Origin of the sequence: Paenibacillus sp. EKM10P (assembly GCF_011800655.1) — a bacterium.
GTDB lineage: Bacteria > Bacillota > Bacilli > Paenibacillales > Paenibacillaceae > Paenibacillus > Paenibacillus polymyxa.
The window spans coordinates 1-16,247 of sequence record NZ_JAALET010000003.1 but is presented as its reverse complement, the minus strand read 5'-3'; the positions used below and the strand labels follow the sequence as shown (position 1 = coordinate 16,247).

The following is a 16,247-nucleotide window of genomic DNA, read 5'->3' as shown; positions in this document are numbered from 1 at the left end:
TTTGATGAAAGGTATAATTCTTGCAGGAGGTACAGGCTCTCGCCTCTATCCCTTAACCAAAGTAACGAATAAGCATCTGTTACCTGTGGGGAAATATCCAATGATTTTCCATTCCGTATCCAAGCTCAAGCAAGCTGACATACACGATATACTTATCGTTACAGGTAAAGAGCATATGGGAGATGTCGTTAACCTTCTTGGTAGTGGCCGTGAAATGGGCGTAACATTCACTTATAAAGTTCAAGATGAGGCAGGTGGGATCGCACAAGCCCTTGATTTGGCTGAACAATTTGTAGGTGATGATCAGATGGTTGTTATTTTGGGTGATAATGTATTTGAAGATGACATTGCACCATTTGTGGACAATTTCCGCAATCAAATCACGGGTGCGAAGATTCTTCTTCAGCAGGTACAAGATCCACACCGTTTTGGAGTAGCTGAGCTTGAAGGGGAACGGATTGTATCTATTGAAGAAAAACCTAAAGACCCAAAAAGTAACTACGCTGTAACAGGTATTTATATGTTCGATCATAGCGTGTTTGAAATTGTAAAAACGCTTGAACCTTCAGCTCGTGGAGAACTTGAGATCACTGACGTCAACAATGCATATATTGCTAAGGGAACATTGACATATGATGTTCTCCAAGGATGGTGGACAGATGCGGGAACTCATTCATCTCTTGCGCGTGCTAATGAATTAGCCAAAGATATAGTGTTTGGTGAAGAGTTTGGAAAGCTAAAGATTTAGAATAAAGGGAGGATATGAACGAAATGAAAGTAATCCCTTTGAAACTAGAAGGTGCAAAAATTATTGAACCCGTGGTCCATGGTGATCACCGTGGTTTTTTTATGGAAAGCTACAATGAACAAATCATGAAGCAGCATGGAATCAACTATGCTTTTATTCAGGATAATCAGTCCTTATCTGCAGAAGCTGGCGTGATCCGAGGGCTGCATTACCAGCTTCATCCTAAAGCCCAGACCAAACTTATCCGAGTGCTTTCTGGAGCCATCTATGATGTTATTGTGGATATTCGTAAAAGTTCCCCAACATTCGGTCAATGGGTCGGGGTGATCTTAAGCGAGCATAATAGACGTCAGTTACTGGTGCCTAAAGGATTTGCTCATGGGTTCTGTACGCTCGTTCCAAATACTCAAGTGTTGTATAAGGTAGACGAGTATTACTCACCCGAAAATGATCGGGGAATTCTGTGGAATGACCCTGCGCTGGGGATTGATTGGCCAACTTCTCATGCTATTCTTTCAGAGAAGGATCAGAAGCATCCGACATTAAGGGATGCAGACATTAACTTTGATTAGAGTGATAATAGGCGGCTGTTTTGTCGTTCTGTTTCAAAATAACATGTTAAATGTATTGAAGCACGTTTGAGGAGGTATTTATGAAACTTCTTGTCACCGGCGGTGCCGGATTTATTGGCAGTAACTTTGTATTGTATATGTTAAAGCAGCATCCAGACTATGAAATTGTGAATGTGGATGCCCTCACTTATGCAGGCAACTTGGAGAATTTGAAATCGATCGAAGATCATCCCAAGCATACCTTTGTGAAAGCGGATATTACTGATGCACAAGCGATGGATCAGCTGATGCAGCAGGGAATAGATGTGGTGGTGAATTTTGCGGCAGAGTCGCATGTGGATCGGAGTATTTTGGAGCCGGAAGTGTTTGTGAAAACAAACGTACTGGGCACACAGGTGTTACTGGATGTCGCCAAGAAATATAATGTGACCAAATTTGTGCAGGTATCGACAGATGAGGTGTATGGCTCTCTGGGTGAAACCGGATTGTTCACAGAGGAAACTCCGTTGCAGCCTAATAGTCCCTATTCTGCTTCCAAGGCAGGCGGTGACCTGTTAGTTCGTGCATATCATGAAACCTTCGGTTTGCCAGTGAATATCACACGTTGTTCTAATAATTACGGTCCATATCAATTCCCAGAAAAACTGATTCCGTTAATGATCTCACGTGCATTGAGCGACCAACAGCTTCCTGTGTATGGGGATGGCTTGAACATTCGCGATTGGTTGTATGTAGAGGATCACTGCAGCGCTATTGACCTGGTCATTCATCAGGGTAAGCTGGGTGAAGTGTACAATATCGGGGGAAATAACGAGCGGACGAATGTGCATATCGTCAAAACGGTATTGGAGGAGCTAGGTAAGCCAGAATCTCTAATCTCTTATGTGCAGGATCGTCCGGGTCATGACCGCCGTTACGGTATTGATCCGACCAAAACCATGAACGAACTGGGCTGGAAGCCCAAGCACTCTTTTGAGACCGGCATTAAAGAAACGATTCGCTGGTACTTGGACAACGAGGAGTGGTGGACTCGCATTCAATCTGGCGAATATCAGCAATATTATACCAAGCAGTATGGTTCCCGCTTAGGGGATGTGTAAAATGAGAATATTGGTTACTGGAGCATCTGGTCAACTCGGCAAGGATGTGGTAAAGGTCTTCCAAGAGCAAGGACATGATGTTGTTGGCTACGATCGGGACCAGCTGGATATTACGGATTTGGACCAGGCGATGAAAATAGTAGGGCAATATCAGCCAGAAGCGGTAATCCACTGTGCAGCGTATACAGCGGTGGATGCGGCGGAGACTGATCTTGATACAGCTTATCAAGTAAATGCGGCAGGAACACGTAATATGGTACTGGCTGCAGAAAAAGCAGGAGCTAAACTGGTTTATATCAGTACAGATTATGTTTTTGATGGGACAGCCGAGCAGCCTTATCACGAATATGACAATACGAATCCGCAGAGTATCTATGGAAAGTCCAAACGGGCGGGAGAGGTGTTAACCCAGACGCTTTCCTCAAGGTACTTTATTGTTCGGACGTCATGGGTGTATGGGCTGTATGGGAACAATTTTGTAAAAACAATGCTAAAGCTTGGGCAGGAAAAGCCGCATCTTCAGGTTGTGAACGACCAGAAAGGCTCGCCTACTTATACGGTGGATTTGGTTCGTTTTTTGGCAGAGTTGGTTCAAACCGAGAAGTACGGCGTATATCATGCCTCCAATAGTGGTTCTTGCACCTGGTATGAGTTTACGCAAGCTATTTTTAAAGAAGCGGTAGACATATTGGATGCTACGATAACTGCCACACTTGAGCCATGCTCGACTGATCAGTTTCCAAGACCAGCAGCACGTCCAAAAAATTCGGTCATGGAGCATATCGCAATTCGTACCAACGGTCTGAACAATCTTCGTCATTGGCGGGAAGGTTTACATTGTTTTATAAAAGAACTAGCTGATTTTCGAAATATTAATTAGAATGTTAGAAAGATCCCCCTGTAAGCTAGAGTTTGGGGGATTTTTTCTTGTGCTTAGTAAGAAGGACAGTCTATAGTGTATATAGTGCCATGAAGTATCTTCATTTAGTAAGAGCACGAGAGTGTTTTACAAGGGGGGGATCATCTGCACACTTTCAGAGTTCAGATCCTATTATCTACTTATAACGGAGAACAGTATATTGAGGAGCAAATTTTAAGTTTGATTAGACAAGAAGGCGTGTCGGTTCAAATATTGATTCGTGATGATGGTTCAACCGATAATACCTTGGAAAAACTAGAGCATCTTAAAAAACTATATTCACAACAAATTGTTATATTTAAGGGTGAGAATAGAGGGGTTGTGCAAAGTTTTTTTGATCTCATACTAATGTCCTCCAATGAGTTTGATGTTTATGCATTCTGTGATCAAGATGATGTTTGGAATAAGGATAAGTTAATAACTGCGGTATCCTCTCTGAATAAATTTGCTAATAACGTTCCTTTAATGTACTGTTCTGCAACCCAAATGGTGGATCAGTGGCTAACTCCTATGAAAAAATGGCCTGTAGCTCTGCGAAGACCCTTATCTCATTACAATGCATTAATTGAGAACGTATGTGTCGGTTGTACGATGGTATTCAATAAAACCACAATGGAATTGGTGAAAAATAATATTCCGTTAAATGTTAAAAACGTTATCATGCACGATTGGTGGATATATCTGTGTGTTTCATCTTTTGGAAGGGTCGTGTTCGATCCACAGCCGAGTATCCTCTATCGTCAACACCACAATAATGTTCTGGGAGGAGCAGCGGATGGCTGGAAAAGCAAGTGGAGCAAGAGGTGGAATAGATTTATAAACGGAAAAAACCATTATATTTTAAGTAAACAGGCTATAGAGTTTGCGCAAACGTTTCAGCAGAAGCTTGATGATCAGAAACAACAGGAAATTTCTAGGTTTATTAGTTTTCAAAGCAAAAATATAATTAAGCGTGCCATATATATTTTTAGTGCACCATTTTATAGGCAGTCTGTAATTGACAATTTGATTTACAAGTTTGTTTTTATAATAGGTAGATTATAAAATAATTGATGCTTATTTTTTTAGTGGGGTATTAAACAGTTAATCTGGTTGGTAATACAAAGATCACTATTTTTGAGCGTATTATAGAGTTGAAATTTCAAAAACTTACTCTGGATTGCCTAATGTTGAAGTTAGGTTAATACCGGATAAAATAGCAATTCATCCTGGAGAAACAAACGATTCTAAAGTGTCTCCTATATAGAAGTAGATTCACAAAAATCTCTTAAAAGACTCGCCTGTACTGCTTCTATGGAATCCCAAGTATTCGATATAGATATTTCTCGATATGAAAAAGTGGTAATTTAGGTTGATAAAGAGGATTATTCGAATAATGGAGATATTACATTACTCAGATTAATAATCAGTTGGCTTTTTTTGCGTCGAAAGGTTTTTATAAATTATAAAGGTTTCAATTTGAATAAATATGCTATAAAGAAGGGGCTTCTATGTTTAAAACTATAACAATTCTTATACCTGCATATAATGAAGAAGAAGTTATTTACCAACTTTATTCTCGCTTAACTAAAGTAATTGATTCTATTACTGGTTATAATTTTGAATTATTATTCGTAAATGATGGAAGTAAGGATAACACGGCTGAAATTCTTAAAAATTTAGGTAAGAAAGATAGAAGAATTTCATTAGTGGACCTTTCACGTAACTTCGGAAAGGAGGTTGCGATGATTGCTGGATTGGATTTTTCCGTGGGGGATGCTGTTGTGATTATCGATGCAGATCTTCAGGACCCTCCTGAATTGATTGTTGAGATGATTAAATACTGGGAGCAGGGCTATGACGATGTATATGCGAAGCGGGCAACCAGAGCGGGGGAAACCTGGTTTAAAAAATGGACAGCATCCAGCTTTTATAAATTGCTTCAAAAAATGAGCAGAATTCCTATCCAAGAAAACACAGGGGATTTCCGATTGCTCGACAGGCGTTGTATCGAGGCATTAAAACAGTTGAGAGAAACACAAAGGTATACAAAAGGTATGTTTAGTTGGATTGGATTTAACAAGAAAGAGATTTTATTTAATCGTGATTCTCGTGCGGCAGGAGAAACAAAATGGAATTATTATAAGCTTTTAGATCTGGCTATTGAAGGAATTACTTCTTTCACAACGGCACCCTTAAGATTCTCTGCAATGCTGGGGGTATTTATTTCGATAGGAGCATTTTTCTACATGATTTTTATCATAACTAGGACTCTTATTTTTGGAGGTTCTGTTGCTGGTTATGCTTCACTTATGACAGTAATTTTATTTCTTGGAGGAATACAATTGTTGTCTCTCGGTATTATTGGTGAATATCTAGGCAGAGTATTTAATGAAACCAAAAGTAGACCACTGTATTTTGTCAAAGAGTATAACAATGGTAAGGGTGCTATCTCGGAACAAAAATATATGGAAAATAGATTCTCTCGGGGTCGGATATGAAATTAGGTAAGGAACTTGTCAATTACGTTGTTTTTGGAGTTCTTACAACTATTATAAATTTGATTATTTATGCCCTCTTTACAAAAGTATTGGGTGCAGATTATAAGCTTTCTATCACTGTAGCTTGGTTGATATCTATGATATTTGCTTTTGTAACGAACAAGCTATATGTATTTAAAAAAAATGACTCTCGATTAACTTCGTTGCCTAAAGAGTTCTCTTTATTCTTCCTGATCAGATTGTCATCTCTTTGCCTGGACTTCATTTTAATGATTGTGCTTATCCAAAATGTAAGGATGGATGATTTTCTAGCAAAAATTATTGTTAACTTTATAGTTATAGCAGTGAATTACTTGGCAAGCAAATATTTGGTATTTATGAAAAGAACAAGTGACTAAATTATTGGGAATTGTCACGCTTTCCGATTAATTACAGGATTTTCTGAATACAATTAAGATGAACTAATTTCCATATAAATATGGCAAGCGCTCTGTCTGCACATGGCTTTCTAATTAACTACGTTAAATTAGAATGCTGATAGCTCATGATGGTTTATTGCGTAATGGTGTATATTATCATTTTACGTGAAATCAGCATGGGCTTTTCTTTTCTATTAACATACTCCATATGTCATACTACTACAATCTACATTGGAAACATAAGTAAATATTTTCTGCATAATGATAAACAAGTTCTGAAGTTCAATACTTATGGCAAATCGTAATTCATCGATGGTTTTTTGTTAATTCAGTGGGGATTAAATGAAAATATAAAGCTTCATTTTGATAATTGTTCAAGCTTATACTTTTTTATTAGACATAACTATTTTATTGAAATACCATCGAATGCGTGTTCCTTTTTGGAAATATATAGTATAATTGAAACGTGCAACCGATAGAGCTGACAAGGGCGGTCGGCTAACTCTCCCGAGGAGGGGGGTGAAGCCTGTGACAGTGTTTGAGGCGCTCAGTTTAATGCTGACGTTCGGGGCGTTAATCGTCACACTGTTAGAGTTTAACAAACGAAAATAGACCGCCCCCGCAAGGAAGGGTCTATTTTCGGCCTGATTGTTCCAAAACCGTCCGCTCTTGGAGCGTTGGTTGCGCGGGGCTGGCTGGCACCAGCCCTTTTTCCATGTATATCTTACCACGATGAAATTTAGACCTCAACCGAGGATTTTACAAAAATCTAATAATCGACTTCCAATGAACAATATATAGTTCCAAATGGTTTCGTTTGTCTATATTTGCACTTTGGAGCAGTTGGAATCGAATTTTGCGAAATTTTACTAACTATGCAAGGTTACAAGTTATGTGCTTTTTTGCGCCCAGTGGTCTGCACGGTATGCTATAATAGGCGATAGTAGAATAGATTACTGAATTTGTCAGGAGCGTTTTAAATATGGATGTAAGCATACTGGTCGTCAACTATAATACATGTCAATTGACGCTGGATTGTTTGCAGTCGGTGTATGCGTCAAAGACGCAGTATCGATATGAAGTGATTGTTATCGATAATCACTCCAGTGACGGGTCTGTTGAGGCTATTCGTGCTGCATACCCGGAAATTATGTTGATAGCCAATCAGGATAATACAGGGTTTGCCAAGGCGAACAACCAGGGCATGGAAGTAGCTAGCGGGCGTTATGTATTGCTGTTGAACTCCGATACGTTGGTGCAGCCGGATACGCTGGATACAATGATTCAATTTATGGATACACATCCGGAGATGGGGGCATCGGGTTGTAAGGTCATCCTGCCGGATGGCTCGCTAGATAAGGCTTGTAAGCGAGGGTTTCCAACGCCGTCGGCGTCTTTTTACTATGCTTTCGGCTGGTCGAAGCGTTACCCGGATAACCCAAAGTACAACCAATATCAGCTTGGGCATCTAAGCCCAGATGATGAGTATCCTGTGGATGTACTGGTTGGGGCTTTTATGCTGGTGCGTCGGGAGACGATTGACCAGGTCGGCGGATTGGATGAAACCTTTTTTATGTATGGTGAAGACATAGACTGGTGTTACCGGATTAAACAAGCTGGTTGGGGCATTTACTACTACCCACGCACATATATTATTCATATCAAAGGAGGCAGTGCTCGCCGTCGCCCTTTGAAAATTATTTATGAGTTTCATAGAGCGATGTGGGTATTTCATCGTAAGCATTATAAGCAGCAATACAGCTGGATCACCAACATGGCTGTATATGCGGGAATTACGGTGAAGTTTGGAATGGCTTTTCTAAAAAATAAGTTGTCTGCACCGGTTAAGCCGGACGGCGGAGAACAATCTCATACTGAGGTGAAAGCATGATACGCAGAAATCAGCGTTTTTTAACCCAATTATATATTGTGGCGGATTTCGCGGTCATTCAGTTATCCTTTCTGATCGCTTGGTTTTTTAAATTTGAAAGTGAATGGATCACTTATAAAGAGCCACTTCCTATTCAAGTATATGGAGGGTGGAGCTTAATATACGGTCTAATTGCCGTAGTGCTGGGGATGTTATTCTCACTCTATTCACCAAAACGAAAAAAACGGTTTGCAGATGACGTGTTTCGTGTCACACAGATTCATATTGTTGGCCTGTTTGTGCTGTTGAGTGTGATGTTCTTCGTGAAGCAAATCGACATTTCGCGGTCTTATCTGGCGATCTATATGATTGGTAATGTACTGATTATTTTGTTTTATCGATATTTTTTGAAGCAAGTTCTTAAAGTCCTCCGTCAAAAAGGATACAATAAGCAATTCATGCTCATACTTGGAGCGGGTTCTTTGGGCCAACGATTTTATCATAATCTTGGACAGTATCCTGATTTAGGCTATGAAGTAGTGGGATTTCTAGATGATAAACGGCATTGGAGTGAAGAGGAAGAGGCACATTTTCGCCCGATTCTTGGAGGATTAGATCAGTTGGAGGCAACGCTGTCGCGCCTGATGATTGATGAGGTCATTCTGGCGCTGCCGCTGGATGCTCATGATAAGTATCCCAAGATTATCAACATGTGTGAAAAGGCTGGAGTGCGCACGCTTATTATTCCCGATTTCTTTGATTATTTGCCGGCACGACCTTACTTTGACAACTTTGCAGGTATGCCGATGATTAATGTACGGGATATTCCACTGGATGTAGCAGGGAATCGATTGTTTAAGCGTCTGTTCGATATTTTATTTTCTTTATTTGCGATTATTCTGACCTCTCCGATTATGCTGGCTGTGGCGATTGGTGTGAAGGTCACGTCGAGAGGCCCCATTATTTTTAAGCAGGAGCGAGTAGGCTTGAACCGTCGCACCTTCCGGATGTACAAATTTCGCTCCATGAAGGTACTGCCGCCTGGAACTGAAGATACGGGCTGGACGACTGCTAATGACCCAAGACGCACACGTTTTGGTACGTTTATTCGTAAAACAAGCCTCGACGAGCTGCCACAGTTTTTCAACGTACTGTTGGGTGATATGAGCGTCGTTGGCCCACGTCCGGAACGGCCCTATTATGTGGATCAGTTCCGTGAGGAAATTCCAAAATACATGGTGAAGCATCATGTTCGTCCTGGAATTACAGGCTGGGCACAGAGTAACGGCTTGCGCGGAGATACATCTATTGAGGAACGGATTAAGCATGACATCTTCTATATTGAGAACTGGTCGCTCTTATTCGATATTAAAATTATTTTTCGCACGATTCGCAATGGTTTCAAAAACGCATATTAATCCAGAGTCACCCTTCGGCTTAGTCGGAGGGTGTTTTTGTGTCTATATAGCTGATTTTTTAGTTCAGCTGATATAGGGCTGTTTTGAGTAGGTGTATGTAGGGTATTGACCTGTACGAAAAGGATGTGACACCCTATGAAACGAGTGATTGCTGCAGTTATTCTTTTAATGATAATCGGTACATTTTTACTGGCTTACAAAGGACAATCTACAGAAGAACATACTGGCTTTACCACACACCGTGTGATTTCCCATGCCATGGGAGCCGTTGATGGTTTGGCCTATACCAATGCGCGTGAAGCGTTTGTGGAAAATTATAAAAAAGGCAGCCGTGTATTCGAGGTCGACCTGATGTTTACTTCGGATGGACATTTGGTGGCGCGCCATGAATGGACAGAATCCTTTACCAAACAAATGCAACAGGAATACGCAGTTGCTACAGAGCAGGGCGGAAAGCCTTGGAGCTATCATCAGTTTAAAAACACCCCCATACACGGTTCTTATACTCCACTTGATTGGAAGGATGTATTGGATTTATTGGAAAACTACCCGGATGCCTATATTGTGACCGATACGAAAGAGCAGGACCCTGCCCAAATCAAACAGTTATTTGCACAACTGACCCATCAGGCCCAGGAGAAAAATCCCGAACTTTTGTCTCGTATTGTCCCTCAAATTTATAATGAAGAAATGTTGCAAACGTTGCGGAGTATCTATCCTTATACATCCATCATTTATACGCTATATGCTACAGAAGACACGGATGACCAGATCATTCAATTTGTCCAACAGCATGATATAACAGCAGTAACTTTACCAGAAAATCGCGTGAGTGGTGCCTTAGTGGAAAGTTTGCGTCAGGCAGGGGCAGTGTGCTACGTAAATACGATTAACGAGTTGAAGGACGCCACTGAGTACGAACAGATGGGTGTAAGAGGTTTTTATACTGACGTTTTAACGGAAAAAGAACTTCGTAGACGCAGTTGGTTGTATGCGCTGAGACCATGAGCTGTCTGAACTCGGTGTTCCCATTTGATACGAACATTGACACCTTTTAAGCACTGTCATAGACTTAGCATAGAACGCTTTTGGATATTGGAATTCGGCTCGTCTGGATGATGACAAAAGCAATGGATGCTGGAGGAATGTGTGTTGGCAGATTCAATTCAATCATGGAGGCATGTATTTAAGCTTGATCCTGACAAGGAACTGAATGATGAGGCGCTTGATGCCGTGTGTATGTCTGGTACAGACGCTATTATGGTGGGAGGTTCATCAGGCGTAACCTATGAAAATACGGTGGATTTGCTGTCGCGGGTTCGGCGTTATGAGGTGCCGTGTGTGCTTGAGGTATCCGATCTGGAAGCTGTGGTGCCGGGGTTTGATCTATATATGATTCCCATGGTGCTGAATACCGCTGACAGTAATTGGATTATGGGGCAGCACCAACGTGCGATTGAGCAATTTGGTTATATGATCCCTTGGGATTTGCTTGTGACGGAAGGATATATTGTTTTGAACGGTGATTCCACCGTCGCTAAGCTTACTGGTGCGGAAACTTCGCTGAGTGCTTCTGCTGCCGCTTCATATGCACAGATTGCTGACAAGCTTATGCATCTACCGATTGTATATGTGGAATATAGCGGTGTCTTTGGAGATATGGAACTGGTACAACAAATACATCGCGGTACGGAGCGATCTCGTGTTTTATACGGAGGAGGGATCGTGGATAAAACTACCGCGTTACAAGCAGCAGCTGTTTGTGACACCATTGTAGTAGGAAACATTATTTATCTTGATTTGGCGAAAGCGTTGGAGACGATAGCTGTGAAATTGGAAGTATAGAGCGTGAATATATGAAAGCTTAGGGAAAGGAGCATGCACGCATGCAATCAATAGATATACACGAGGCGGTAGCTCGCCTTAATCAGCCTCAGCGTCAGGCCGTGGAGGCGGTAGATGGTCCTCTGCTAATTATGGCTGGCGCAGGCAGTGGTAAGACACGGGTGCTCACGCACCGAATAGCTTACCTCATTGCGACCCGCAAGACGGCTCCATGGGGGATTTTGGCGATTACCTTTACGAACAAGGCCGCGCGTGAAATGCAGGATCGCGTATCCAAGCTGATTGGTCCGCAGGGGAAAGATGTGTGGGTATCCACCTTTCACTCCATGTGTGTGCGTATTTTACGCCGGGATATCGAGCGGATCGGATTTACCTCCAATTTCAGCATCTTGGATTCTACGGATCAATTGTCTGTCATCCGAAGCTGTATGAAGGACCTGAATATAGATACCAAAAAGTTTGAACCCAAAGCGGTTCAGTCTATGATGAGTACGGCTAAAAATGAACTGGTCACTCCCGAAATGTATGAGCGCAAGATTGGCGATTATTTTGAAGGAATTGTGGCGAAGGTATATACCAAGTACCAACAACGGCTCAGAAACAACAACTCTCTTGATTTTGATGATTTGATTATGGCAACGATTCAGCTCTTTAAAGAAGTGCCCGAGGTACTTGATTTCTACCAGAAGAAATTTCAATACATTCATGTTGATGAATATCAGGATACGAACCGTGCGCAGTATATGCTGTGCAAAATGCTGGCTGACAAGCATCATCGGCTATGTGTTGTAGGTGACAGCGACCAATCCATCTATCGGTGGCGGGGTGCGGATATTAGCAACATTTTGAACTTTGAAGAGGATTACCCGGAAGCACGCACGATTTTGCTGGAGCAGAATTATCGTTCAACTTCAAATATCCTTAATGCAGCTAACGAAGTCATTGGCCAAAACACAGGCCGCAAGCCAAAAAAACTATGGACCGACAAAGAAGGCGGCGCCAAGATTAAGGTTTATCGTGCTGACTCCGAGCATGACGAAGGCTATTTTATCGCCTCAGAAATTCATAAGAATATTAAGGCGGGCAAAACCTATAGCCATCATGCCATTTTGTACCGTACGAATGCCCAGTCTCGGGTGGTCGAGGAAATTTTGATCAAATCGGATATCCCTTACCAAATCGTGGGCGGAATCAAGTTCTATGATCGTAAAGAGATTAAGGATTTGCTGGCGTATCTTCGCCTACTGTCCAATCCTGACGACGATATCAGCCTGATCCGAATCATTAATGTACCCAAACGAAGCATCGGCGACACAACGGTTGGCAAATTACAGGCAGCCGCGGCGGAACGTGGGGTTTCGATTTTCCGTGTGCTTCAAGTGGTTGATGATTTGGGCTTTGCTGGACGCACGCGCAATGCGCTTGTTGAGTTTTACGATATGATTGAAGGTTTAAGTCGGATGGTGGATTACCTGTCAGTTACTGAGTTGACCGAAAAAATGCTGGAAACCACCCAATATCGATTGGAACTACAAAATGAGAATACTCTCGAGTCACGCTCGCGTTTGGAGAATATTGATGAGTTTCTGTCGGTAACTATGGAATTTGAAAAAGGGACGGAAGACAAGTCGCTTGTCTCCTTCCTGACCGATCTTGCTCTCATTGCCGATATTGATTCCATGAATGACGATGAAGAGGAGCAGAGTGATGCGGTTGTATTAATGACCATGCATAGCGCCAAAGGACTGGAGTTTCCTATCGTATTTATCGTTGGTATGGAGGAAGGGGTATTCCCTCACAGCAGGGCCTTTTTGGATAATGAAGAGCTGGAGGAAGAGCGTAGATTGGCGTATGTCGGGATTACCCGTGCTGAGGAGCAGTTGTTCCTCACATGCGCTCAGATGCGCACTTTATTTGGACGCACCACAGCTAACCCGCCTTCCCGCTTTCTCGAAGAGATTCCGGATGAGTTAAAAGAGGATACGGTCATCAAGCGTGATCGTTACCGTCGTTCAGGCAATGTAGGCGGTTCTTATGGTGGTCGCGGACTGGGCAAAAGCAGTGGCAGCAACTTTGGTGGAGAGCGCTCGTTTGATACGATGAGCCGTAGTGGCTCGTCTGCTTCCGCGTCGCCCCGCGTAACAGTGACCACTTCCTCACCTGCAAAACCAACTCCGTCTGTTGCGACAGGGGGGGCATCCATTTTTGCTGCCGGAGACAAGGTACAGCATGGCAAGTGGGGAATTGGAACCATTGTAGCTGTAAAAGGAACGGGCAATGATATGGAGCTTCAGATTGCTTTCCCGGCTCCAGTAGGGGTTAAACGACTGTTAGCTGGCTTTGCACCGATTACAAAAGTAGAATAATCTTAAATATTATTAAATCTCGAACCTCATAGGGCAGCTTGGCTAAAGCCTCTGCCCTAATGAAGTTCCCGGAGGGATACGCCTGCATGAACCCAATGCACAGGATGGAGCAGCTTGTTGCTGAACTGAACACATATAACTATCACTACTATACATTGGATGATCCCCAGATCAGCGACAAAGAATATGATGTGCTTTATGACGAACTGGTAGCGCTTGAACAGACAAGCGGTCTTGTACTGCCGGATTCGCCAACACAGCGTGTGGGCGGGGAGATCCTCAAGGGCTTCACACCGCATCGCCATCTCGCTCCATTATGGAGCCTTGATAAAGCTCAGAATATGGAGCAGCTGCGTGCATGGAATGCGCGTGTCGTGAAGCTAGTCAATGATTACAATACCAAGAACCCAGAGCAACCTTTGCCATCCCCCGGCTATGCGATAGAACTAAAATTTGATGGACTGACGCTGAACCTGACATACACGGATGGACAACTGGTGCAGGCTTCCACACGTGGTAATGGTGTGGTAGGTGAGGGGATACTGGCACAGGTCAAGACGATTAAATCCGTGCCACTTACAATTCCTTTTCGAAATGGAACAATTGAAGTGCAGGGAGAAGGAATCATGAATCTTTCTGTACTGTCCAAATATAATGAGACTGCCGCGGACCCTCTTAAAAATGCACGCAACGCCGCAGCTGGTGCTTTGCGCAACTTGAATCCCAAAGTGACAGCAGAACGCCGACTGAATGCATTTTTCTACAACGTGGGATATGCAGACGGTATCCAGTTTAACAGCCACCAGGAGATGATGACCTTCCTGCGTGAAAATCATTTCAAGGTAAACCCATACCTGACTTACTTTGATAATTTTGATGATGTAATGGAGCAACTGATTGAGATTGAGGAATCCCGTGCGGGATTGGACTATCTTATTGATGGGGCAGTATTGAAAATTACAGATATGCGCACACGTGAGGTTCTCGGATATACTGATAAATTCCCACGCTGGGCGGTGGCCTATAAGTTCGAAGCAGAGGAAACGACTACGGTGCTTAACTCGGTCGAGTGGAATGTAGGAAGAACCGGGAAGATCACTCCACTGGCTAGGGTAGAACCGGTAGAGCTGGCGGGAGTCACTGTACAAAATTGTACGCTGAACAATGCTGGTGACATCGAGCGTAAAAACTTGAAGTTTGCTTTGGGGGCACGTGTGTTTATTCGTCGCTCAAACGATGTTATTCCTGAGATTTTGGGAAAAGTAACATCTGAGAACGATGGAGAGGAAATTGTGGTTCCAGATCATTGTCCAGCTTGTGGGTTTCCGCTGCAGCAGCGAGGCGCTCATTTATTTTGTGACAATAAGCTAGGTTGTAAACCCCAAATTGTGGCCCGCATTTCCCATTTTGCATCACGTGATGCCATGGACATTGAGACGTTCAGTGATAAAACAGCTATCCAACTGCATGATGAACTGGGAGTTCGTGAACCTGCGGATCTGTATACACTGCAATATGATGATCTTGTGAAGCTGGAGCGGTTTGGTGAGAAAAAGGCCAATAACCTCTTGGCGGCACTCGAAAAGAGTAAGGAGAGAGACCTGGCTTCTTTCCTTTATGCTCTGGGCATACCGAATACCGGTAAAGCGACGACACGCATGTTGGCTGAACACTATCGTGATTTGCACAAGACGATGTCCGCTACGGTGGATGAACTGATAGAACTCCCAGATGTAGGTGGGATTGTAGCTGAAAGCATTGTTGCATTCTTTGCCGATCCATTTACTCAAGCAGGGATTGAAAAGATGCTGTCTCTAGGGGTAAAAGCTCAGGCTCCCGAAGCTCCACAGGTGAAAAAGATAGACAGCTTTTTCAGTGGGAAAACGGTTGTGCTTACAGGTACCTTGCATCAGCTTACGCGTGATGAAGCTGCGTCAAGGCTGGAGGCGCTGGGAGCCAAAGTTGCCGGATCTGTATCGAAAAAGACGGATCTAGTCATAGCTGGTGAAAAGGCTGGGAGCAAGCTGGCTAAGGCACAACAGCTCGGAATCGACACCATAGAAGATGAGGATGAATTTATCAGACTGTTAGAACAAGAATAATAGTTTTTGTAATGAGGGCAGTCATTCCGTTCCAGAGCGGAGTGGCTGCCTTATTATCTGTTATATAGTAAAGAACAAGAGTATAAAAAAGTGCTTGCTAAATAACTTCAGGCATGATATATTATTAGACGTTGCTTTGAGAATAACATTTCTTGAAGCAAAGTTGCTGAAAAGATAATCAAAAAAAAGATTTGACAAGAAAGCAACTGACATGATATGATCTAATTCCTGACTTGTTAAACAAACGAGGTCAGACAAGTTCTTTGAAAACTGAACAAATGGATGATGAAATAAAGATTACTTCTTTTATGAAGAAGAATCGCTAGCATTAAAAATGAGCTAATCGCTCTTTCTATAACCAACTTCGGTTGGTCTTTAATGGAGAGTTTGATCCTGGCTCAGGACGAA

At 42.6% G+C, this 16,247-nt stretch carries 14 protein-coding genes; all 14 read left to right on the top strand.

What is annotated here, in order from left to right:
• Positions 1-4: 4 nt before the first annotated feature.
• Positions 5-748, top strand: a complete 744-nt coding sequence (locus tag HFE01_RS09580) for a sugar phosphate nucleotidyltransferase (protein WP_107733875.1) — start codon at positions 5-7, stop codon at positions 746-748.
• A 23-nt stretch (positions 749-771) separates the two neighbouring features.
• Complete coding sequence (gene rfbC, locus HFE01_RS09575) at positions 772-1,320, top strand: dTDP-4-dehydrorhamnose 3,5-epimerase (RefSeq protein ID WP_107733876.1); 549 nt, start codon at positions 772-774, stop codon at positions 1,318-1,320.
• Positions 1,321-1,400: 80 nt separating this feature from the next.
• Positions 1,401-2,420 (top strand): dTDP-glucose 4,6-dehydratase, encoded by a 1,020-nt coding sequence (gene rfbB / locus HFE01_RS09570; RefSeq protein ID WP_167437838.1) that lies wholly within the window; start codon positions 1,401-1,403, stop codon positions 2,418-2,420.
• A 1-nt stretch (position 2,421) separates the two neighbouring features.
• Entirely contained in the window at positions 2,422-3,300 is an 879-nt protein-coding gene (gene rfbD / locus HFE01_RS09565; RefSeq protein ID WP_167437837.1) for a dTDP-4-dehydrorhamnose reductase, read from the top strand.
• Between the two features lie 144 nt (positions 3,301-3,444).
• Entirely contained in the window at positions 3,445-4,383 is a 939-nt protein-coding gene (locus HFE01_RS09560) for a glycosyltransferase family 2 protein (RefSeq protein WP_167437941.1), read from the top strand.
• Between the two features lie 446 nt (positions 4,384-4,829).
• Positions 4,830-5,819, top strand: coding sequence for a glycosyltransferase family 2 protein (locus tag HFE01_RS09555; protein WP_167437836.1), 990 nt, complete (start codon positions 4,830-4,832; stop codon positions 5,817-5,819).
• Positions 5,816-6,217, top strand: coding sequence for a GtrA family protein (locus HFE01_RS09550; protein WP_090738069.1), 402 nt, complete (start codon positions 5,816-5,818; stop codon positions 6,215-6,217). Before HFE01_RS09555 ends, HFE01_RS09550 begins: the two co-directional genes overlap by 4 nt.
• Positions 6,218-6,757: 540 nt before the next feature.
• Positions 6,758-6,850, top strand: a complete 93-nt coding sequence (locus HFE01_RS27760; protein ID WP_219727884.1) for a putative holin-like toxin — start codon at positions 6,758-6,760, stop codon at positions 6,848-6,850.
• Between the two features lie 370 nt (positions 6,851-7,220).
• The gene (locus HFE01_RS09545; protein WP_017427447.1) at positions 7,221-8,129 is read left to right on the top strand and encodes a glycosyltransferase family 2 protein; all 909 of its coding nucleotides are present in this window, start codon (positions 7,221-7,223) and stop codon (positions 8,127-8,129) included.
• A complete protein-coding gene (locus HFE01_RS09540) occupies positions 8,126-9,526 on the top strand; it encodes an undecaprenyl-phosphate glucose phosphotransferase (protein ID WP_016822991.1) in 1,401 nt (466 codons plus the stop codon). The genes HFE01_RS09545 and HFE01_RS09540 overlap by 4 nt, the downstream gene beginning before the upstream one ends.
• 135 nt (positions 9,527-9,661) lie before the next feature.
• Positions 9,662-10,534: a phosphatidylinositol-specific phospholipase C/glycerophosphodiester phosphodiesterase family protein gene (locus HFE01_RS09535; RefSeq protein WP_031462313.1), complete on the top strand. Its 873-nt coding sequence runs from the start codon at positions 9,662-9,664 to the stop codon at positions 10,532-10,534.
• A gap of 144 nt (positions 10,535-10,678) precedes the next feature.
• Positions 10,679-11,371, top strand: coding sequence for a heptaprenylglyceryl phosphate synthase (gene pcrB / locus HFE01_RS09530; protein WP_481856240.1), 693 nt, complete (start codon positions 10,679-10,681; stop codon positions 11,369-11,371).
• Between the two features lie 41 nt (positions 11,372-11,412).
• Positions 11,413-13,737, top strand: a complete 2,325-nt coding sequence (gene pcrA, locus HFE01_RS09525; RefSeq protein WP_117290420.1) for a DNA helicase PcrA — start codon at positions 11,413-11,415, stop codon at positions 13,735-13,737.
• A gap of 86 nt (positions 13,738-13,823) precedes the next feature.
• Positions 13,824-15,839, top strand: a complete 2,016-nt coding sequence (ligA, locus tag HFE01_RS09520) for an NAD-dependent DNA ligase LigA (RefSeq protein WP_167437834.1) — start codon at positions 13,824-13,826, stop codon at positions 15,837-15,839.
• Positions 15,840-16,247 lie beyond the last annotated feature (408 nt).